Here is a 21,611-nt window from a genome sequence, read left to right as displayed (position 1 = left end):
CGGCCCGCACATGTCACCGACGCAGCCGGTGCGGCGAGGGGACTGAACGCGAGTGACGGACAGCGCAGGCATACCGGGCGGCACCCGGGCCGGCGGAGGCTCATCGAAGCCTCCGCGCGGCCGCCGGCGCCGCCTGCTGCGCTGGATCGGGCTCGGGCTGGCCCTGCTGGTCCTGGCCGGGGCGGCCGTCGGCTGGTGGCTCTACCTCAAGCTCGACGGGAACATCACCGAGGACACGTCCGCGGCGGCCGAGCTCGAGCGCTACGAGCGGGAGCGCCCCACGCACCTCGTGGGCGGCGCGCAGAACATCCTGCTGATCGGCTCGGACTCGCGCTCCGGCAAGGAGAACGCCCGGTACGGGCAGGACGGGGGCACCGAGCGCTCGGACACCGCGATCCTGCTGCACCTGCCCGCGGACCGCAGGAGCGCGACGGCGGTCTCGATACCCCGGGACCTGATGACGCGGATCCCGGCCTGCCTGACGGAGGGCGGGAGCCGGACCGGCGAGCGGCTCGCGCAGTTCAACTGGGCGTTCCAGTGGGGCGGGGCCGCCTGCACGATCCGTACGGTGGAGAAGCTCACCGGAATCCGCATCGACCACCACATGGTGGTGGATTTCGGCGGGTTCAAGAAGATGGTCGACGCGGTCGGCGGGGTGGAGATCTGCCTCAAGCAGCCGATGAACGACCCCGAGGCGAAGCTGAAGCTCCCGGCCGGACTGCAGACCCTGCACGGGGAGCAGGCCCTGGGCTTCGTGCGCGCCCGCTACAGCCTGGGCGACGGCAGCGACACCGAACGGATGGAGCGCCAGCAGCAGTTCCTCGGCTCGCTGGTCAAGAAGGTGCAGAGCAACGGGGTCCTGCTGAACCCGGGCCGGCTCTACCCCCTGCTGGACGCGGCGACCTCCTCGTTGACCACGGACCCGGGGCTGGCCTCGCTGCGCGATCTGTACGAACTGGTTCGGGGCATCCGGGACATACCGGCCGAGCAGGTCAAGTTCCTGACGGTGCCCCGCCGCCCGTACGCCGCCGACCGGAACCGGGACGAGCTGGTGCAGCCGGCCGCGGCCCAACTCTTCGAGCGGCTGCGGACGGACAGGCCGCTGACGGTGACCCCGCCGACGGCCGAAACCGAACAGTCCCGTAAGACCGCCCGCGCCGCCGAGTCCGAGGCCGCCGCACCCCCGTCGGGAACCGGTTCCACCCCGACCCCCGTCCCCACCTTCACGGGAACCACGGCGGGCACGGCCGATTGCCGGTAAAGCAATCCCAAAAGGCGGTGCCCGAACAGAAGGGGTTGGGGGGTTTGACCCGCTATAAGGGGAGTGGAATTTGTCACCACCATGGTTTGCAGTTGACGTGGGCGGATAGGGTGAGCGATCCGGTGCCCCGGCCAGCAAAGAGGCCGTGCACCAGCAGCCGGATCGTTGACCGGGCGTCTTGGGGGAGACGCGTCGCGAGGCACCGACGGAGGATTCGAGCAACCGTGGATGCGCAAAGCCGTGGGCGGGCGGACGAAATCGACCCCGCAGACCAGTGGGTGCTCAACCCCCGCACTGGCAACTACGAACTGCGACTGGACCGTTCCGCTGCGCAGCAGCCCTCGGTCGCCGCACCCCGCAGACCGTCGTCGGCCCGCAACGGCGCGCCCGGAGCCCCGGCAGCCCCCAAGGCCCCGTCACCGGCGGTCCCCGGGCCGCGGCGCGGCGACGGCCCGCCCGGGCGGCGCGGCGGGCGGCCGCGCAAGGGCGGCGGAGGCGGCGGCCGGCGCAAGAAGGCCCTGGTCGTCACCGGCGGCACCCTGGCCTTCCTGCTGGTCGGCGGTTCGGTGGGCGCGTACCTCTACTACGACCACCTGAACAACAACCTCAAGGTCACCGACGTCGGCGATGCGGGCACGGGCGGGTTCAAGAAGGACCAGCCCATCAACATCCTGGTCATCGGCACCGACAAGCGCAGCGGCGCGGGCAACGAGGGCTACGGGGACGCGGACAGCGTCGGCCACGCCGACACCACGATCCTGTTCCACGTCGCCAAGGACCGCAGCAACGCCACCGCGCTGTCCATCCCGCGCGACCTGATCACGAACATCCCCGCGTGCCCGACGAAGCAGCCGGACGGTACGACGAAGACCATCCCCGGCGAGAAGGGGACCCGGTTCAACATCAGCCTCGGCCAGGAGGGCCGCGACCCGGGCTGCACGATGCGTACGGTGAAGGACATCACCGGGGTCACCATCGACCACTTCATGATGGTCGACTTCAACGCGGTGAAGGTGCTGAGCACGGCGGTCGGCGGTGTTCCGGTCTGCCTGGCGAAGGCCGTGGACGACGAGGACTCCAAGCTGAAGCTGGACGCCGGCGAGCACCGGCTGCAGGGCGAGCAGGCCCTGGCCTTCGTACGGACCCGGCACTCGTTCGGCAACCACGGCGACCTCGACCGGATCAAGACCCAGCAGCAGTTCCTGGGATCGATGATGCGCGAGATGAAGTCGAAGGAGACGCTGACCAGTCCGAAGAAGTTCTTCTCCCTCGCGGAGGCGGCCACCAAGTCGCTGAACGTGGACTCGGGCATAGGGTCCATCGACAAACTCACCAACCTCGCCGGTGAGTTGAAGGACATGGACCTGAAGAACATCACCTTCACCACGCTCCCGGTGCTCGACAACCCGGCCGAGCCCGAGGGCAAGAAGGCGACCGTCGTCATCGAGCACGGGTCGGCCGATCCGCTGCTGAAGATGATCCAGGGCGACGTCTCGCTGACGGAGGTCGAGAAGAAGGAGCAGGCGGCGAAGGACGCGGCCGACGCGGAGGCCAAGAGCAAGGCGGACGCCCTGCTCCAGGGCAACCGCGCCCCGGCCGGCGACGTACGGGTGGACGTCTACAACGGCGGAGGCCCCAGCGGCTCCGCGTCCACCACGCTGGCCTGGCTGCAGAACAGCAAGGGCGTGAACAAGGCCAGCAACCGAGGCAACGCGCCCGCCAAGGTCGACACGACCCAGCTGGAGTACGCGCCCAACCAGGCCGACCAGGCCCGGGCGCTGGCCGACATGATGGGGCTGCCGGCCACGGCGCTGAAGATGGGTTCGGCCGACGCCGCGCCCAAGACCCCGATGAAGTTGACGCTCGGCGCCGACTTCAAGGGGGCGGGGGTCTCGCTGAACGCGCCGCAGAAGGCGCCGGAGGACATCCAGCGGGTCGAGGCCGACAAGGCGATCTGCGCCAAGTAAGGCGGCCGAGGCAGGCAGGGACGCAAGGACGCGGGCGCGCGGACGGGCCGGCCGGGAGCCGGCCCGCCGGCCGCGGCGCCGCACCACGGCAGGGCAGGCGAGCCGAGCACGACCGAGCAAGGCCAGCAGCCGGGCCGGCAGGGCCGGTGGAACCGACACAGGCACCGACACCGGCACACCACGACACGAAGTGAATCTTGAGGGGGACGTGTGAGGGACAGCAGCGTGCGAGGGGAGGGGGCGCCCGCCCGGTCCGGTGAGATATCCGGCGGTGGGTCCGGCGAGTCCGCCGCCGTCCCCGGACCGAGAGGCGGGGCCGGCGACGGCGCCCCCCAGCGCCGCGGCCGGCGGCGGGTGCTGCGCTGGGTGTCCTCCGTACTGTCGCTCCTCATACTCGTGACGGCGGCGGGCGGCTACCTCTACTACCGCCACCTCAACGGCAGCATCAAGACGGACGTCCTGAACCTCGGCGAGAACAAGCTGGGCGGCTCCAAGCCCAACGCCTTCGGGCAGACCCCGCTGAACATCCTCCTCATCGGCTCCGACGCCCGTGACGACGCGGCCAACCAGGCCCTCGGCGGGGCCAAGGAGACCTTCGACGGCCCGCCCCTCGCGGACGTGCAGATGCTGCTGCACCTGTCGGCGGACCGCAGCAACATGTCGGTCGTGTCGATGCCGCGCGACACGATGCTGATGATGCCGAAGTGCACCGAGCCGGGCGGCAAGGTCCACCAGGCCAGCAGGGGCCTCGTCCAGACCAACGAGTCCCTCAGCCGGGGCGGGCCGGGCTGCACGGTCGCCGCCTGGCAGGAGCTCACGCACATCCCGATCGACCACTTCATGATGATCGACTTCAAGGGCGTGGTGACGATGGCGGACGCCATCGGCGGCGTCCCGGTCTGCGTCCAGCAGAACGTGGAGTCGCGCACCAAGGACGGCAAGGGCTCCGGCCTGAAGCTCCCCGCCGGGACGAACACCATCCAGGGCGAGCAGGCCCTGCAGTGGCTGCGCACCCGCTACGGCTTCGAGGACGGCACCGACCTCGGCCGTACCCACGCCCAGCACATGTACATGAACTCGATGGCCCGCGAGTTCCGCAAGAACGCCAAGCTCAGCAACCCGGTGAAGCTCAACAGCCTGGCGCAGGCGGCCATCAAGGCCATGGTCGTGGACCCCGGCCTCAACAAGATCGACAAGCTGTACGACCTCAGCATGGAGCTCAAGAAGGTCCCCACCGGGCGGATCACCATGACCACCATGCCGTGGGTGTACAGCACCCGCGAGGAGGGCCGGGTCGAGCCCAAGCCGGGCGAGGCCGAGGACGTGTTCCGGATGGTCCGCGAGGACATCGCGCTCGACGGCAAGGGGTCCGGGAACCCGGCCGCCGACCCGTCGGCGCCGGCCGCCTCCGGCACCCCCGCGGCCCCGTCCCAGCCGGCCGCCGACCCGGCCGCGCCTGCGGCGAAGATCCCGGTCACCGTGCGCAACGCGACCGGCGGCAAGGACGGCGCCCAGACCCGGGTCAAGGGCCGGGCCGACGACGTCGCCGCGATCCTCGTCGGCAAGGGCTTCACCAAGGCCCTCGCCAACACGCAGACCGCGGCCGAGGACACCACCGTGGTCCGCTTCTCCAGCCCCGACCAGGCGGGTGACGCGGCGGCCGTGGCCACCGCGCTCGGCCTGCCGGCGAGCTCCGTGGAGAAGTCGGACGACGTCACCGGGATCGTCCTGTTCGTCGGCAAGGACTGGCGGACCGGCAACGCGCCGACCCCGCCGCCGCCGGCCCCGACCAAGGCCCCGGACTCGGCCCGCCCGCTCAACGGCGACGACGACAAGGAGTGCATGGCGATCCAGCCGGGCTTCACCTGGTAGCGCCTGCACGTGAAAGGGCCCGGGGTGCTGTCGGCCGACAGCGCCCCGGGCCCTTTCGTGTCCTGCGTACGCGGCTGTCGCCGGCCGGCTCAGACCTCGCTGGCGAGGTCGCGGCGCACCGCCGGGCGGCGGCTCGCGATGACCTTGGCCGCGAGCGAGCGCGGGCTGGTCAGGAAGCCGAAGCCCCAGGACATGTGCATCGTGGCCATGGCCACCGGGATCTGCGCCCGCGCCTTCGGGGACAGGCCCTTGCCGGCCGGGATCGAGCCGACGGTGATCGCCGCGAGGTAGCCGGCCGGGACCACGAAGCCCCACGGGCTGACGACCGCACCGGCCAGCACGCCGGCCACGATCGCGCACAGGGCGGTCGGCGAGGCCAGGTAGCGCAGGTTGATCGAGCCCGAGTGGTAGCGGGCCACCACGTGCCGCCAGCGGCCGTAGTCCTTGTACTGCTTGGCGAGCGCCCGTACGGACGGCCGCGGGCGGTACTGGACCTTCAGCTCGGGCGAGAACCAGATGAGCCCGCCGGCCTCGCGGATGCGGAAGTTCAGCTCCCAGTCCTGGGCGCGGATGAACTCCTCGTTGTATCCGCCGGCCAGCTCCAGCGCCTCGCGGCGGAAGACACCCAGGTAGACGGTGTCGGCCGGACCGGCCTTGCCCCCGGTGTGGAAGGCCGCGTTGCCGACGCCGATCTTCGAGGTCATCGCGGCGGCGACGGCGTCCTCCCAGGCGTTCTCGCCCTCGGCGTGCATGATGCCGCCGACGTTCTGCGCACCGGTCTCGTCCAGGAGGCGGACCGCGGTGGCGATGTAGTTCGGCGAGAGCATGCCGTGGCCGTCGACGCGTACCACGACGGGATGGCGTGAGGCCTTGATGGCGGCGTTGAGGGCGGCCGGGGTGCGGCCGGAGGGGTTCGGAACGGTGACGACGCGGGGGTCTTCGCGTACGAGCTCGGCGGCGATCTCGTCGGTGCGGTCCTTGGACGGCCCCAGCGCGATCACCACCTCCATCTCACCGGCGTACTCCTGTCCGAGGATGTGGCGGACGGAGTCACGCAGATGGCGCTCCTCGTTGAGCACCGGCATGATCACCGAGACTGCGGGCTGCTGGGCGGGCATGTGGTCCTTCAAGGTCGGGTATCGGTGTCACGTTACCGCGTACGGGGGAAACGGGTGCGCGCCGCATGATCGGTAGGGACAGAGGCTGATCGTATGGGCCTACTGTTCTGACGATCTGCCCGCTGTGTCTGGTTCGTTCCTGTCGGCCCCTGCTGCCCCCGCGGAGGTGTCCCCCGTGCCCCAGCCACACCGCCCCACCCGACCCGCCCGGCCCCCGCAGCCGCAGCGCGCGCGGCGCGGCGGTGGTCCGGCCCGGCACCGGGCGGACCGGCCGCGGTGGGGGGTACGGCTGGCGGCCGGGCTGGCCGTGGCGGTGCTGGGCTCCGGGGCGATCGGGCACGCGGTGATGACCGGCCTGGACACCGGGATCGAGCGGGTGGACCCGTTCAAGGACATGAAGAACCGGCCGCAGGCCGGGCACGGCCTGAACTTCCTGCTGGTCGGCACCGACGGCCGGGACAAGATCACCCCGCAGGACAAGCGCGAGTACCGCCTCGGCGGCGCCCCCTGCCACTGCACCGACACCGTGATGCTGGTGCACCTCTCCGCGAACCGGCAGCGGGCCAGCGTCGTCAGCCTGCCCCGCGACAGCTACGCCGAGCTGCCCGCGCACCGGGACGATTCCAGCGGCAAGCAGCACGGGCCGCACGCCGTGAAGCTCAACGCCGCGTACGCGGAGGGCGGGCCGCAGCTCACCGTGCGGACCGTCGAGAACATGACGCGCGTGAAGATCGACCACTACCTGGAGGTCGACTTCAGCAGCTTCATGAAGACCGTCGACGCCATGGGCGGTGTGGAGGTCTGCACCGCGAAGGCCCTGCACGACCAGAACACCGGCCTGGACCTGCTGCCCGGCACCCACCGGCTCAGCGGCGGACAGGCCCTGCAGTACGTGCGCTCGCGCCATGTGGACGGAGCCGCCGACCTCGGCCGCATGCAGCGCCAGCAGCGGTTCGTCGCCGCCCTGGTCAAGCAGGCGACCGGCGGCGGGGTGCTGCTGAACCCGGTGAAGTTCAAGGAGGTCAGCTCCACGCTGCTGGGCTCGGTCCGGGCGGACCGGGGCTTCGGATCGGAGCAGATGCTGGCCCTGGGCCAGGCCCTGCGCGATTTCACCCCGGCCTCCTCGGAGTTCGCCTCGGTGCCGATCGGGAACACCTCGTACCCCGTCAAGGGCATCGGCTCGACGGTGAAGTGGGACGAGCCGAAGGCCGCGCAGCTCTTCGAGGCGCTGCGCCAGGACCGGCCGCTGGCCCCCGCCGCACCGGGGCAGGGGCCGGGGCAGGGGCAGGAACAACGGCAGCCCGGGCGCCGGGCGCAGCAGCAGCCGGCGGTGCCGGTGGACGTGCCGCCGCAGCAGATCCGGGTGCAGGTGGAGAACGGGACCCGGATCGACGGGCTGGGCGGGCGCGTGGACACGGCGCTGCGCGCCACCGGCTTCGACACCACCCGGGCCCCGGTGGGCGGCGCGAGCCGCGACGTCAAGCGCACGGTGATCGCGTACGACCCGCGCTGGGACCGCTCGGCCCGTACGGTCTCGACCGCGCTGCCCGGCAGCGAGCTGCGGGCGGTGGCGGGCCAGGGCCGGACGGTCCTGGTGATCGCCGGGGCGGACTACCGCAAGGTGGTCCCGGTCCGGCCGGAGGACCCCTACCAGGGCCAGTTCGGGGTGGTCACGGGCGACCAGGTGGTCTGCGGCAGGTAGCCCGACCGGGGGCCGGGCTCAGTCGTGGTCGAAGCCCTGGGCCGCGCGCTCCTCGCGCAGCGCCATGATCGCCCGGCGGCGGGCGAGCCGGTGCGTGCGGCGGATCTGGGCCTCCTGGTTGCGGCGCCGGTCCTGGTCCGTCTCGGGGAGCACCGGCGGAACCGTACGGGGCTTGCCCTCGGCGTCCACGGCGGTGAAGACGAGGTAGGCGCTGCCGACCTGGGTGGCGGGGGTGGACTCGTTCCACCGCTCGGCCAGGACCCGTACGCCGATCTCCATGGAGGAGCGGCCGGTCCAGTTGCACTGGGCCTTCACGTGGACCAGGTCGCCGACGCGGACCGGTGCGAGGAAGGCCATCTCGTCCATGGACGCGGTGACGGCGGGCCCGCCCGAGTGGCGTCCGGCGACGGCGCCGGCCGCGTCGTCCACCAGCTTCATGATCACACCGCCGTGCACCGTTCCGAGGAGGTTGGTGTCGTTGGCCGTCATGATGTGGCTGAGGGTGGTCCGCGAGGCCGAGATCGGCTTGCCCTGCAGGTCGCCAGCCGTCTCGCCCGGTATCTCTGTCATACGGACACCTTAAAGCCGACGCCGAGGCATCAGCTCTGCAACAGCACCGGAACGAAGCCCCGCCCGGACTGTCGGCCACCCCGCCCGGCCAGGCATCCTAGGCGGCATGAGTGAGTGGCCCCAGGGGCGCAACGACAGCGGCGACGACCGGTACGGACACGGCAGCGCGCAGGCGCAGCCGGAGGGTGCCCGGCGGATGCCGCACGTCCAGCGCCGGCAGCAGCGGCCGGTGCCGCCGCAGCAGCAACCGCAGCGACCGGCGCAGCCGCCGGCCCGGCCCGGGCAGCCGCCCGCGCACGGGGTACCTCCGCAGCAGGCCCCGGGCCACGACACGTACGACGGCTACGACAGCGGCTACAACACCGGCCACGTCTACGGGCGCCCGCAGACCAGCCCCGCGGGCCCGGGCGGTCCGGGTGCTCCGAGCGGGCCCGGTGGCCCGGGGGGTCCCGGCGGGCCGGGCCGCCGACCGGCCGGGCCGGCCCCGGACTGGCGCAAGCGGATCAAGATCGGCTCGATCGTGCTGGTCACGGCGCTGCTGGCGACCACCGTCGGGACCTACTTCTGGGCCGACTCCAAGGTGCGCCGCGAGGTCGACCTCTCCAAGGTCATCGAGCGCCCGAAGGAGGGCGACTGCACGACGTACCTGGTCGTGGGCTCCGACAGCCGCGAGGGCCTGTCCGACGAGGACAAGAAGAAGCTCCACACCGGCTCGGCCGAGGGCAAGCGCACCGACTCGATGATGATCCTGGCGGCCTGCTCCAGCGGCAACACGATGATCTCGCTGCCGCGCGACTCGGACGTGGAGATCCCGTCCTTCGTCGGGTCCGAGTCCGGGAAGAAGCGCGAGGGCACGGGCCGGCACACCAAGCTGAACGCGGCGTACGCGGAGGACGGCCCGACCCTGCTGGTGCGGACCGTGGAGCACAACACGGGCCTGCGCATCGACCACTACGCGGAGATCGGCTTCGCCGGCTTCGCGAACATCGTGGACGCGCTCGGCGGTGTCGACATGAACATCGAGAAGGGCTTCAAGGACGAGAAGTCGGGCGCCGACTTCAAGGCCGGCGAGCAGACCCTCAACGGCAGCCAGGCGCTGGCCTTCGTCCGGACCCGGTACGCGTTCGCCGAGTCGGACCTGGCGCGTACGAAGAACCAGCAGAAGTTCCTGTCGACGCTGGCCAACCAGGCGGCGACGCCGGGCACGATCCTCAACCCGTTCAAGCTGTACCCGGTGCTGGGCGCGGGCCTGGACACGCTGATCGTGGACAAGGACATGTCCCTGTGGGACCTGGCCGACATGTTCTTCGCGATGAAGGGGATCAGCGGCGGCGAGGGCGTGTCGATGAACATGCCGATCGCGGGCGAGCGGGGCGGCAACCTGCTCTGGGACAAGCCGAAGGTGCAGCAGCTCGTCAAGCAGATCCAGAACGACGAGAAGGTCACCGTCACGGCCGACTAGCCGGACATGACGATGCCGCCGACCCGGGGGTCGGCGGCATCGTCGTACGTCAAGACCGGTCGGAGGAGAAGCGGACTGCCGCGGAGGGCAGTTCGGCCCCGCACCACACCCGCGCGCCCGCGCGCAGTTCGTTGTCCGAGCCGACGACGGCCCCGTCCCCGAGGACCGCGCCGTCCAGTACGGTGCGCGTTCCCACCGAGGCGCCGACGCCGATCAGGCTGGCGCGGACCTGGGTGTCCGGGCCGATGACCGCGTCGTCGAGCACGATGGAGCCCTCGACGACCGCGCCCGCGGCGATACGGGCCCCGGCGCCCACGACGGTGCCTCCGGAGAGCTTGGCCCCGGCGGCCACCTCGGCGCCCGGGAGCACCAGGGACTCGCCGCGCGGTCCCGGGACGGCCGGGGAGGGGACGACTCCGCGGACGAGGTCGGCCGACGCCTGGACGAAGGACTCGGGCTTGCCGAGGTCCAGCCAGTACGTGTTCTCGGTGACCCCGTGGAGCCTGGCCCCGGAGGCGAGCAGGCCGGGGAAGGTCTCGCGCTCGACGGAGACGGGACGCCCGGCCGGAATCGAGTCGATCACGCTGCGGCGGAAGACGTAGCAGCCGGCGTTGATCTGGTCGGTGATGATCTCCTCGGGGGTCTGCGGCTTCTCGGTGAAGGCCAGCACCCGCCCCTCGGGGTCGGTGGGGACCAGGCCGAAGGCCCGCGGGTCCTCCACCCGCACCAGGTGCAGGGAGACGTCGGCCGCGGCCGCCCGGTGGGAGTCGACGAGCCCGGCGATGTCCAGGCCCGTGAGGATGTCGCCGTTGAAGACGAGGACGGAGGAGTCCGGTCCGCCGGTGAGCCGCTGCGCTGCGTTGCGGATGGCTCCGCCGGTGCCGAGCGGCTCGTCCTCGACGACGTACTCGAGCGAGACGCCGAAGGCGGAGCCGTCACCGAAGTACGGCTCGAAGACCTCGGCGAGGTAGCAGGTGGCCATCACGATGTGCGTGACGCCTGCGGCGGCGGCCCTGGCTATCTGGTGGGCGAGGAAGGGAACCCCGGCCGCGCGCACCATCGGCTTGGGGGTGTTGACCGTGACGGGGCGCAGACGCGTCCCCTGCCCCCCGACCAGCAGGATGGCTTCCAAAATTGTTTCTCCCCACCCGGTTCGGGAGTCCGAAGGTCTCCCAAGTTAGCCCATCCGGGAGGCGGCACAGGCCGGAGGCGGCCGAATTGTGCTCGCCGCCTCCTGCAGACAGGTGCTGACGCCCTCCTGAAAGCCCGCCAGGGTCCTTCTACTGGAAGCTGAGCCGGTGCGGATGCGTAGGGGTGGCGGGGCAGGTGTGGACGCGCATGAGGCCGCGGCCGAGGTAGACGCCCGCCGGGTCACTGATCCGGTCGTCCGGTACGGAGTCCTGGTCCTCCAGCGGGATCCAGCTCTCGCAGGCTCCGTCCCATTCACCGCCGGCCACGGTGAGCAAGGGAGGCATCATTGTTCCGCAGACCCCGCAACCGATGTGCGCCGGGTCGGTGAGGTGCCACGATGCGAAGCCGCCGACCTTCCAACCGGGTGCGATGGACAGGTCGCCCCGGTAGGTGACCTCCTTCTCCCCCTCCTCATCCGCGCGCGCGGCGGCCATGGCGGCCTCGTACTCCTCGTACGTGTCGAAGCTGGAGGGGGCCGAGGACTCGAAGGCGTCGTCGTCCTCTTCGTCGTTTCCTTCCTCCCACGCTTCGATGGCCTCCTGAAGGTCTTCGTCCAGCAGACCTTCGTACTCGTGCTCCACCACTTGTTCGGGGTGGAGCTCGCACGTGTTCGGAACGCATTCGGCCCTGCCCACCACCACAGGCTCCGGGATCACGGCGAGGACCTCGCCCACGTCTTGGGAACGCCGCCACTTCAGCACGACGTCGATGGTCCGGCCGGGGCCGTGCACTTCGAAGGGGCACCAGAGGACCTGGAGGAGGTCACAGCCCTCCGGTCCGGTGAGGTCGGGGATGTCGCGTGCGAAGAGCTGCGCGGCGGCGAGCAGCGGAATCGGGTCCGCGTCGTCGATCTGGGGCGCGTGCGGTCCTGGCCGAAGGGTGTCCAGGACCGCACGTTCGGCGTCCGTGGGACCCACCCCGGGATCCCGGTGCCAGGCCTCGTCGAGGATCCGCCGCTTCAGGCGCACGTCTGACAGCCGATGGCCCCAGCCCTTGGGGTGGACCACGGTGCACACAGGCCACGGTTCGTTCGCGGGCCACAGAAACGGGCCGGCCACCGAACTGTCGTCAGCCTTCGGGGAGCCGTGGCGCGGGTGCAGGCGGGTGCTGGTACGGCGGTGGCCGGCGAGTGCCGGGAACAGGCCCTCGGCATCGACCGGGCGGGGCGGGGTGGTGCGGGTCATGTGGTCCTCACTTGCTGTTCGGGGCGAGTGCTACACACCGGTCCTGACGCCGGCCGCAGGGTTCTCGAGGCTGTGGGTGAAGGTGAAGCCCTTGTTTCCGAAAGCTGTGAAATCCAGACGGATGGGTATGGGGTTGGCTCCCGCGTAGACGGGCTTGATGCTGTACTGGATGACTTCACCATTGCCCTTCTTGACCGCGTCAAAGATCACCTGTTCTACCTGGTCCCGCTGGTCCGGTGAGTTCGTGGGGTCCTGCGTCTGTGTGACCAGGTTGTGATAGGCCTTCGTCCCGGTCCCGGCTCCGCCGAGCCGATCGGCCAGCAGATGGCCACGCGCCTCGTTGAAGTCCGTTCCGTTGCCACGCCAGCCCGGGGGCTTGAGCTTGCCGGCGGCCGTCCCCTTCTTCGCGTCCAGGATTTCGGGGCGAAGGCAGGCATAGACGCCGGTAGGGCGTCCGAGGTGGTCGAGACGGCCGTAGCGGATGCTCCCGTCCCAATCGTATGCGTCCATCTTGCAGCGCTTGGGTGCCAGACCCAATGGGTCGCTCCACGCCCATGGGTTGAGGACATACGTCGAGGGGTTGGGCGCTGGTGACAGGCCGAGCGGGTCGGGGCTGGTGTAACGGGCGGTGTCCGGGTCGTAGTGGCGGAAGTAGTTGTAGTGCAGACCGGTCTCGGGATCGGCGTACTGGCCGGGGAAACGCAGCGGGGTGTACGCGGTTGCGTCCTTGCCCCAGCCGGTCGTGCCCCAGCAGGCCGAACGGGCCCGCCACGCCGTCTCGCCGGACTCGGCCACCAGCTCGGTCGGCGCACCGACCAGGTCGGTGATGATGGCGAAGAAGCGGCTGTCGACCTCTGCGTCGTCCAGTTCCCGGCGCTCGTACTGGCTCAGCGGGCGGTGGCCCTCGTACTCCCAGGTGAGCACGGTCCGGGTGGCGGAGTCGGACTGCTCGACCAGCAGAGATCCGTCCCATGTGAACTGGACGGTCTCGATGACCGCCACGCCGTCGGGGGACATGCGGTGTTTGGCGGTACGCCGCCCCAGTGGGTCGTACGAGTAATGCCACACGGCGCCGTCCGGGGTGGTGCACGAGACCAGACGGTCTTCGGCGTCGTAGGTGTAGCGCCATATGTCGGGCTTGCGGGAGAGTCTCGTGCACCGTCGCATGACCACGCGGCCCGCCGCGTCGTGTTCGTAGGTGACAGCACCTGCGGATGTCACACGGGTTCCGGCGTACGTGCGAGACCCGCGGGCCTCGCTGTGGCCGGCTGCTCTCGGCCAGTCGGCCTGCGTCTGGTTGCCCGCGCCGTCGTACGCGTACGTCTCCGTCCAGCCGGGTGCTTCGATGCTGAGCGGACGCCCCACGGGATCGAGTGAGATCTGCTTGTCCCACCTGGCCCCGGCTACCGACTCCGTGATCCGCACCGGATACCCGTCGGCGCGATACGCGTAGTTCCGGACGGGTGAGGCGGTCCCGCCGCTGGCCACGGACTGACTCACGGGCCGGCTGCGGTTGTCCCACGCCGTATGCAGGGAGATGGGAGCTGACTCAGATCCCCAAGTGCGGGTCAGTTCACGGCCGAGCACGTCGTGGGTGAAGGCGATCGTGTGTCCGTCGGTCGTGAGTGAGAGGCGGTCCCCCGCTTCGCCGTAGGTGGTGTGGCTGACAGCACCCGAGGGTGTTGTGCGGGAGACGCAGCGGCCCAGCAGGTCGTAGCTGTAGCGGCTGGTTCGGCCGTCGACGGTTTCGGAGATCAGCCGTCCCATGGCGTCGCGTTCCATGACGACGGCGGAGGCCGGCGACCGGGCGGAGACGAGCTCGCCGGCCCGGTCGTAGGCGTAGCGGACGAGGTGTCCTTCGACCTCCCGGGAGGTCAACCGGTCCATGGAGTCCCAGGTGTACGCGACCGACACCCCCTGAGAGCTCGTACGGCAGGTCAGACGGCCCGCCTGATCGTAGGCGTAGCTAGTCCGGCGGCCGTCGAAGTCGTCCTCGGCAACGAGCCGTCCCGCGCGGTCGTAGGTGTAACTCCATTTTTGTCCGAGCGGGTTGGTCACCTGGGCCAGACGCAGTTCGGTGTCGTAGCGCAGCTCATGGCGGGCCCCGTCTGCCGCGATACGGGCGAGCGGCTTGTCGAAATGACCGTACTCGGTGGCCGAGACACCACCATGGGCATCAGTGTGGGCGAGGCAGTTGCCCTCAGGATCCCAGCGCCAGGACTCACGGCTGCCGTCGGCGGTGACGCGGTGCAGCAGCCGGTCGTCCGCATCCCAGGTGAACTGCTGCGCGCTGCCCGCGGGATCGGCGATGCGGGTGGGGCGGCCCCGGTGATCGCGCTCCACGGTGGTGACACCCCCGTCGGAGCTGGTGATCTCCACGGGAAGTCCCGCGCGGTTGGCGCGGATGTGCGTAGTGGAGCCGAGAGCATCCGTGAACGACGCGACCGCACCGGTGCGGTCGTGGGTGAATCGGGTGAGAGCGTGGTCGGGCCCGCGGGTGCCGGTGCAGTTGCCGAGTTCGTCGAAGTACTGCTCCCATACGGTGCCGTCCGGGGCCCTGACCTCGACTGGCTGGTTCAGCGCGTTGTAGCGCGCCGTGGAGACCGAACCGTCCGGGAGTCGGACGGCGGTGAGATTCCCCGCTTCGTCCCAGGTCAACTCGGTTGTCTGACCGAGCGGATCGGTACGGCTCAGGGGGCGGTCGTATGCGTCCCAGGTCAGCTGGGTCGTATGGCCGAGCGGATCGGTCTCGGAAACGACCTGGAGCCGGTCGTTGAGGTGGAGGACCGTGGTGGCGCCGGTGGAATCGGTGTAGCAGGTGACCCGGTGCCCTGTCTGAGGGTGTACGTCGTAGGTGAAGTGTGAGGAGAGGATGCCGTCGGGGCCCACGGTGCTGCCGACACGGCCGTCCGCGTCGTAGACGTACCGGAACGTGGACAGGTTCCGGTCGGTCCACGAGGTAACGCGACTGTCGGCGTCGTAGGTGAACCGCATCGGGGGGGTGTCGAGACTCTCCGGACCGGTCAATGAAGTAAGGTCACCGGCCTCGTCGTAGCCGTAGCGGAGGACCGTTTCTGCGCCCTCCGGCCCTTCAAGGGCGAGCGCCGTGACGCGGGAGGTGTCGGCCGCGACTCTGACCGTGTATCCGCCGGAGTGGACAACCGAGAGGGGGGCTCCGTCGGAACGGCGGTTGAAACGGATGCGGTTGCCGTTGCGATCGCAGACTTCGGACAGCCAGTGGGCGGGAGAGTCTCGGTAGGGGCTGCCGGTGAACGTTCGAGTGCCCCCGCTGGCCGCGTCGAAGACCGTGTACCGACTCTCGCCCTCGTCTTCGCCGTCGTGGACAAGAGGCAGCCGATCCCCTTCCAGCGGCATCACCTGCTCCCCATCCGGACGGGGAAGCCGCGGGTAGACCAGCAGTGAGCCGTCCTCCCGGACCCAGACAGCACCGAAGCCGACCGGGTCGACTTCGATCCGTTCGTCGAGAGTGGAGGCCCAACTGCGGCCGAACCAGTGTCCGTACCGGTACGTGGACACATGTGTACGGCGAAGTGCCATGGGCAGTACAGCAGGCAGGGTCAGGTCCGTCTGCGGGAGCAGCATCTTGCCTGTGGCCACGTCGACGGGATCGTTTTTGCAGACGGTCTTGTCGAGGGAAATGGCGTTGCTGCGCGGGGCGTCCTTGGCGTCCTGAGCCGAGTTCGGCTTGGTACGGGCCGAGTCCTCACCCTTGCCGTAGCCGGCCGGATCCTTTCCTCCCGGCCCCTTGCCGCCGTGGCCGCCCTTGCCCTTCAGGCGGTTGAAGTCGTCATGGAGAGCCTGGTCGTTCTTCTTGTGGTCGGCGGAAATCTGTTTGACGGCTTTGGGCAGGGTGGTGCCGACGTGGTCGCCCATGGCCTTGGTGGCCTTGGTGAGGGCTGCCATGGCCTTGTCTGCGACCGGATCGATGGCCCGGGCGATGGAGTCGCGGCCCCGGGTGCGGCCGTGGTGGTGCTTGGCCTTGGTCAGTTTCGCGGTGGTCTTGCCGTGGATGTTGGTGCTGACATGGTTGAGGTTGGTGCCGGCACGGGTGTGCTCGGAGTGCTCGATGTGGAGGTCGACCAGGCCGGTCCCTCCACCGTTTCCGGAACCGCTGCCGTCTGCGGAGGCGAGGTGGAGGGACTCCTTGCCGGACTGGACGCCGTCGCGGAAGCCGTCCTTGCCTGCGTTCTTGGTCTGGTCGAGGTCGACACCGTCCTGGAAGCCGAGTGCCATCGAGCCGAGCTGGACGACGAGGTCGGCGGCCATGCCCTCCAGGGCCGCGACGGCCGGTTCGGTCATCGCTGAGACGATGTAGCCGACGGCTTCCTCGACACATTCCTTGATGAGGCGCTTGATGACCTCTTGGGTTGCGCGCATGGCCCCTGCGCCGATCAGCATCGACAGACCGCCGGTGACCGGAATGAGGGAGAGCGCGATACCCGCTTCGGAGGCGAGGTACCCGAGCTGCACCAAGGCGGCGGTCTTCATACCGACAACCGCACCGGCGGCCAGATCCATCGCCCCAGCGATGGTGCGGGCCGCACCTGCGATGTCCTTGAAGTGCTTTCCCTTGACCTTGTTCCAGTGCTCGTTCAGGGCCTCGATCGACTCGCCTTTGCTGGCCGACAGCAGGCGCTCGACATGGTTGTTGGCCAGCTGGCCGTCATCCAGGAGGTCGTCCGCGAACTCGCGGAGCGAGTCGGCCATCTCCCGGTAGGCGTCCTCGTCGACATTCGGCCAGGACACACCGATCAAGTCCAGCAGCGTGTCGGCCCAGTCAGGCAGCGTGACAGACATCCCCCACCCCCGTGGTTGAACCAGAACATCAATCGAACAGTCCTACCACGTAACGAACCTGACGGATAATCCGATGACCCGGCTGCGGACTCGCGGCCACCTTGTCGGCCAAGGGCACGTACGCCACCGGGCAGCCCGAATAACGCGAACGGCCCCGGCAGCAGCCAGCAGTGGCTGTTGTGGATGGAGCAGGACCGGAAGCTGTCGGCCCGGACCCGGCACCAGCGGTTCTCGTTCTTCGCCGGGATGACCGATCGATGCTCTGGCTCATGGCGGGATGCGGTCTCCGCATCCCCTGACCCAGCCCGCACGAAAGGCCCCCGGCATCACGCCGGGGGCCTTCTCGTTTGTGCAGGTCAGGGCAGGTTTAAAAGACCAGCGTCCGCCCAGGATTCCCCCAGCATGACGCCCAAGAAGGGACCCGACCGGACCGGAACGGACCGGAACGGACCGGAAGCTGATCACAGCTCCCGGATCACCCGATCGGGCCGCTGACCTGCGAAAACCTTGCTAAGGCAGGTTCCTCGCCATGACGATGCGCTGGACCTGGTTCGTTCCTTCATAAATCTGGGTGATCTTCGCGTCGCGCATCATGCGCTCGACCGGGTAGTCGCGGGTGTAGCCGTAGCCGCCGAGGAGCTGGACGGCGTCCGTGGTGACCTCCATGGCCGCGTCCGAGGCGAAGCACTTCGCCGCTGCGCCGAGGAAGGTGAGGTCGGCGTCGCCGCGCTCCGAGGCGGCGGCCGCCTGGTAGGTCAGCGCGCGGGCGGCGGCGATCTTCATGGCCATGTCCGCGAGCATGAACTGCACGCCCTGGAAGTCGCCGATCGGCTTGCCGAACTGCTTGCGCTCCTGGACGTAGCCCTTGGCGTAGTCCAGGGCGCCCTGGGCGATGCCGAGCGCCTGGGCGGCGATGGTGATGCGGGTGTGGTCGAGGGTCTTCATCGCGGTGGCGAAGCCGGTGCCCTCGGCGCCGATCATGCGGTCGGCCGGGATCCGCACGTTGTCGAGGTAGACCTCGCGGGTCGGGGAGCCCTTGATGCCGAGCTTCTTCTCGGGGGCGCCGAAGGAGACGCCCTCGTCGGACTTCTCGACGACGAAGGCGCTGATGCCCTTCGACCGCTTCTCGGGGTCCGTCACGGCCATGACCGTGTAGTACTCGGAGACGCCCGCGTTGGTGATCCAGCGCTTGACGCCGTTGAGGACCCAGAAGTCCCCGTCGCGCACGGCGCGGGTCTTCATGCCGGCGGCGTCGGAGCCCGCGTCGGGCTCCGAGAGGCAGTACGAGAACATGCCGTCGCCCTTGGCCAGCGGGCCGAGGTATTTCTTCTTGAGGTCCTCGGAGCCGGAGAGGATCACCGGGAGCGAGCCGAGCTTGTTCACGGCCGGGATCAGGGAGGAGGAGGCGCAGACGCGGGCCACCTCCTCGATCACGATCACGGTGGCGAGGGCGTCGGCGCCGGCGCCGCCGTAGATCTCGGGAACGTGGACGGCGTGCAGGTCGTTGGCGACGAGCGCGTCGTGGGCCTCCTGCGGGAAGCGCGCCTCCTCGTCGACCGCGGCTGCGAACGGCAGGATCTTCGCCTCGGCGAGCGAGCGGACGGACTCGCGGAGCATGTCGTGCTCCTCGGCCGGGCGGTACAGGTCGAAGTCGGCAGAACCCGCCAAGACTCTCACTCCCCAAGTGTGATGCGCGTGCGATGTGTGTGCGCTGCGTCATGCTAACTACCGTTAAGTAACCCAAATCTTAGTGTCCGGCGTCCTGGCAGCGATATGTACGGGGTACGTGAGCTGCGTGACAGCCGGGTCTCCTGGGGAACGTCCCCGCGGACCGGCCCGACTATGCTCAGTGGCCGCAAACGGCCCCGCACCTCTGGAGCACCCATGGCCCCCCTCAGGATCACTGTGATCGGCACCGGCTACCTCGGCGCGACCCATGCCGCCGCGATGGCCGAGCTGGGCTTCGAGGTGCTCGGGCTGGACGTGGTCCCGGAGAAGATCGAGATGCTGTCCGCCGGCCGGGTGCCGATGTACGAGCCCGGGCTCGAGGAACTCCTCGCCCAGCACGTCGCGGGCCTGCCGGGCTCCACCGGGCGGCTGCGCTTCACGCAGTCCTGGGAGGAGGTCGGCGCCTTCGGCGACGTCCACTTCGTCTGCGTGAACACCCCGCAGAAGCACGGCGAGTACGCGTGCGACATGAGTTACGTCGACTCCGCGATGCAGTCGCTGGCCCCGCACCTGACCCGGCCGGTGCTGGTCGTCGGCAAGTCCACCGTGCCGGTGGGCTCGGCGGAGCGGCTCGCCGCGAAGCTGGCCGAGCTGGCCCCGGCCGGCGACGGGGTCGAGCTGGCGTGGAACCCGGAGTTCCTGCGGGAGGGCTTCGCCGTGCAGGACACCCTGCACCCCGACCGGATCGTGATCGGCGTCCAGGGCGAGCGCGCCGAGAAGCTGCTGCGCGAGGTGTACGAGACGCCGATGGCGGAGGGCACCCCGCTGGTGGTGACCGACTTCCCGACGGCCGAGCTCGTCAAGACCGCCGCCAACTCCTTCCTCGCCACGAAGATCTCCTTCATCAACGCGATGGCGGAGGTCTGCGAGGCCGCCGGCGGCGACGTGGTCAAGCTGGCCGAGGCCATCGGCCACGACGAGCGGATCGGCTCGAAGTTCCTGCGCGCCGGCATCGGCTTCGGCGGCGGCTGCCTTCCCAAGGACATCCGGGCCTTCATGGCGCGCGCCGGCGAGCTCGGCGCGGACCAGGCGCTGACCTTCCTGCGCGAGGTCGACTCCATCAACATGCGCCGCCGCGGCCACATGGTCGAGCTGGCCCGCGAGGCCGTGGGCGGGTCCTTCCTCGGCAAGCGCGTCGCGGTGCTGGGCGCCACCTTCAAGCCGGACTCCGACGACGTCCGCGACTCCCCCGCGCTGAACGTGGCCGGGCAGATCCACCTCCAGGGCGGCCAGGTCACCGTCTACGACCCGAAGGGCATGGACAACGCCCGCCGCGTCTTCCCGACGCTCGGGTACGCGGACTCGGCGCTGGAGGCGGCCCGCGGCGCGGAGGTCGTCCTGCACCTCACCGAATGGCGCGAGTTCCGCGACCTCGACCCGGTGGAGCTGGGCGAGGTCGTCACCGACCGCCTGATCCTCGACGGCCGCAACGCCCTCGACACCGACCGCTGGCGCGCGGCCGGCTGGACGTACCGTGCGATGGGCCGCCCCCGCGCCTAGGGGGGTGCCACCCGCCCTACGCCGGTCTGCGGTGCTGGGCGGCTCGGGCCGTGAACTCCGCGTCGCGTAGCACCCGCTGGGCGTTGTCCCAGGTCAGCAAGGCCAGGTCGGTCTCCGACCAGCCCCGCTCGAGCAGCTCCGCGATCAGCCGCGGATAGCCCGAGGGGTCGGTCAGGCCGGCCGGCCGGGGCGCGCCCTGCTCGGAGCCGAAGGTGGCGCCGAGGCCCACGCAGTGCGGGCCCGCGACGGCCCGTACGTGTTCCACGTGGTCGGCGACGGCGTGCAGCGAGTCCCCGGTCTGTTCGGCGTCGAAGGTCACCATCGCCAGACCGTTCGCCGCCCGCAGGGCCAGCAGGACCTCGTCGGTCACATTGGCCGGATGCCGGTTCAGCGCGGCCGCCGCGGTGTGCGAGGCGATCACCGGGGCCTTGGAGGCCCCCGCGAGCTGGCAGGCCACCTCCGGCGTACAGCCGGTCAGGTCCACCAGCATCGCCAGCCGGTTCATCTCCCGGACCACCTCGTGGCCGAAGGGCGTCAGGTCATGGTCGGCCCAGGGCGCTCCCGCGGGCGCGAGGACCCGTACGCCCAGGGCGTGGAACGCACGCAGGGCGCCCAGCGAATCGGTCAGCGTACGGCCGGACACGGGGCCCAGGAACGAGGCGATCCGGCCCCGGTTGCGGGCATCGGCCATGTCGTCCGCGGTCAGCGCGAGGCACAGGCCGTCGGGATAAAGGCGCATCAGGGTGAGCGCCACGTCGATCTGTTCGAGGGCGTCGGCCACCACCTGGTCGCCGGCCGCGGCCTCGTGCGGCAGCAGCAGCGACCAGAACTGGGCGCCGACCCCGCCGGCGCGCAGCCGCGGGATGTCGGTGTCGACTCCGCTGTCCGGGGTGTCGATGTCGTGGTACGGGCTCTGGCGCAGGGTCCAGACCAGTGTGTTGTGCCCGTCGGCGACGGGATGCACGGACAGCAGGGCGACGGCCCGCTCCAGGGCGCTGCCCGGTACCGCGGCGGGCAGGTCCTCGGCTCCGGCGGAGCCGGGGCCCGCGGGGGCCGTATCGGCGGTGTAAGCGGTGTGCGCGGTGTACGCGGCGTTCTGTTCATCCTGCAGGTCGGCCATGGCGTTCGCTCCGGTCTCGGCGGCAGCAGGGAGGGATGCTGCCACCGTGACACGCCGGACGGCCCGATCGCCCGGCGGATGTGGCGTTCGGGTGTAACCCGCAGGTCACACCCCTCGC

At 70.2% G+C, this 21,611-nt stretch carries 13 protein-coding genes; 6 read left to right on the top strand and 7 right to left on the bottom strand.

Going from position 1 to position 21,611, the window contains the following annotated elements; genetic code table 11:
• Positions 1-52 precede the first annotated feature (52 nt).
• From OG299_RS24035 to OG299_RS24025, 3 genes are all read left to right on the top strand, one after another.
• Positions 53-1,261, top strand: coding sequence for an LCP family protein (locus OG299_RS24035; RefSeq protein WP_327362580.1), 1,209 nt, complete (start codon positions 53-55; stop codon positions 1,259-1,261).
• A gap of 224 nt (positions 1,262-1,485) precedes the next feature.
• Complete coding sequence (locus OG299_RS24030) at positions 1,486-3,228, top strand: LCP family protein (RefSeq protein ID WP_327362579.1); 1,743 nt, start codon at positions 1,486-1,488, stop codon at positions 3,226-3,228.
• 225 nt (positions 3,229-3,453) lie between these two features.
• Positions 3,454-5,100, top strand: a complete 1,647-nt coding sequence (locus tag OG299_RS24025) for an LCP family protein (protein WP_327362578.1) — start codon at positions 3,454-3,456, stop codon at positions 5,098-5,100.
• 89 nt (positions 5,101-5,189) lie between these two features.
• Here the strand turns inward: OG299_RS24025 and OG299_RS24020 are convergent, their stop codons facing one another.
• Entirely contained in the window at positions 5,190-6,218 is a 1,029-nt protein-coding gene (locus OG299_RS24020) for a glycosyltransferase family 2 protein (RefSeq protein WP_327362577.1), read from the bottom strand.
• A gap of 175 nt (positions 6,219-6,393) precedes the next feature.
• Between OG299_RS24020 and OG299_RS24015 the strand changes: the two genes are divergently transcribed.
• On the top strand, positions 6,394-7,920 hold the full coding sequence (locus tag OG299_RS24015) for an LCP family protein (protein WP_327362576.1): 1,527 nt from the start codon (positions 6,394-6,396) through the stop codon (positions 7,918-7,920).
• Between the two features lie 18 nt (positions 7,921-7,938).
• Here the strand turns inward: OG299_RS24015 and OG299_RS24010 are convergent, their stop codons facing one another.
• Positions 7,939-8,490, bottom strand: coding sequence for an acyl-CoA thioesterase (locus OG299_RS24010; protein WP_266628720.1), 552 nt, complete (start codon positions 8,488-8,490; stop codon positions 7,939-7,941).
• Between the two features lie 106 nt (positions 8,491-8,596).
• Between OG299_RS24010 and OG299_RS24005 the strand changes: the two genes are divergently transcribed.
• Positions 8,597-9,952, top strand: a complete 1,356-nt coding sequence (locus OG299_RS24005) for an LCP family protein (protein WP_327362575.1) — start codon at positions 8,597-8,599, stop codon at positions 9,950-9,952.
• A 49-nt stretch (positions 9,953-10,001) separates the two neighbouring features.
• Here the strand turns inward: OG299_RS24005 and OG299_RS24000 are convergent, their stop codons facing one another.
• The 4 genes from OG299_RS24000 to OG299_RS23985 form a co-directional block, all read right to left on the bottom strand.
• Positions 10,002-11,087 carry a mannose-1-phosphate guanylyltransferase gene (locus OG299_RS24000; RefSeq protein WP_266633505.1) on the bottom strand — a complete coding sequence of 362 codons (1,086 nt, stop codon included), beginning with the start codon at positions 11,085-11,087 and terminating at the stop codon, positions 10,002-10,004.
• Between the two features lie 145 nt (positions 11,088-11,232).
• Positions 11,233-12,327, bottom strand: a complete 1,095-nt coding sequence (locus tag OG299_RS23995) for a hypothetical protein (protein WP_327362574.1) — start codon at positions 12,325-12,327, stop codon at positions 11,233-11,235.
• Between the two features lie 30 nt (positions 12,328-12,357).
• Complete coding sequence (locus OG299_RS23990) at positions 12,358-17,145, bottom strand: DUF6531 domain-containing protein (protein WP_327362573.1); 4,788 nt, start codon at positions 17,143-17,145, stop codon at positions 12,358-12,360.
• A gap of 510 nt (positions 17,146-17,655) precedes the next feature.
• Positions 17,656-18,813 carry an acyl-CoA dehydrogenase family protein gene (locus OG299_RS23985; RefSeq protein ID WP_266628716.1) on the bottom strand — a complete coding sequence of 386 codons (1,158 nt, stop codon included), beginning with the start codon at positions 18,811-18,813 and terminating at the stop codon, positions 17,656-17,658.
• A gap of 216 nt (positions 18,814-19,029) precedes the next feature.
• Between OG299_RS23985 and OG299_RS23980 the strand changes: the two genes are divergently transcribed.
• Positions 19,030-20,373: a UDP-glucose dehydrogenase family protein gene (locus OG299_RS23980; protein WP_266628714.1), complete on the top strand. Its 1,344-nt coding sequence runs from the start codon at positions 19,030-19,032 to the stop codon at positions 20,371-20,373.
• 16 nt (positions 20,374-20,389) lie between these two features.
• Here the strand turns inward: OG299_RS23980 and OG299_RS23975 are convergent, their stop codons facing one another.
• Positions 20,390-21,493, bottom strand: coding sequence for a dipeptidase (locus OG299_RS23975; protein ID WP_266628713.1), 1,104 nt, complete (start codon positions 21,491-21,493; stop codon positions 20,390-20,392).
• Between the last annotated feature and the right edge of the window lie 118 nt (positions 21,494-21,611).

The organism is Streptomyces sp. NBC_01296 (assembly GCF_035984415.1).
In the GTDB taxonomy this organism is placed as follows: domain Bacteria; phylum Actinomycetota; class Actinomycetes; order Streptomycetales; family Streptomycetaceae; genus Streptomyces.
This window is presented reverse-complemented; position numbering and strand designations above follow the sequence as displayed.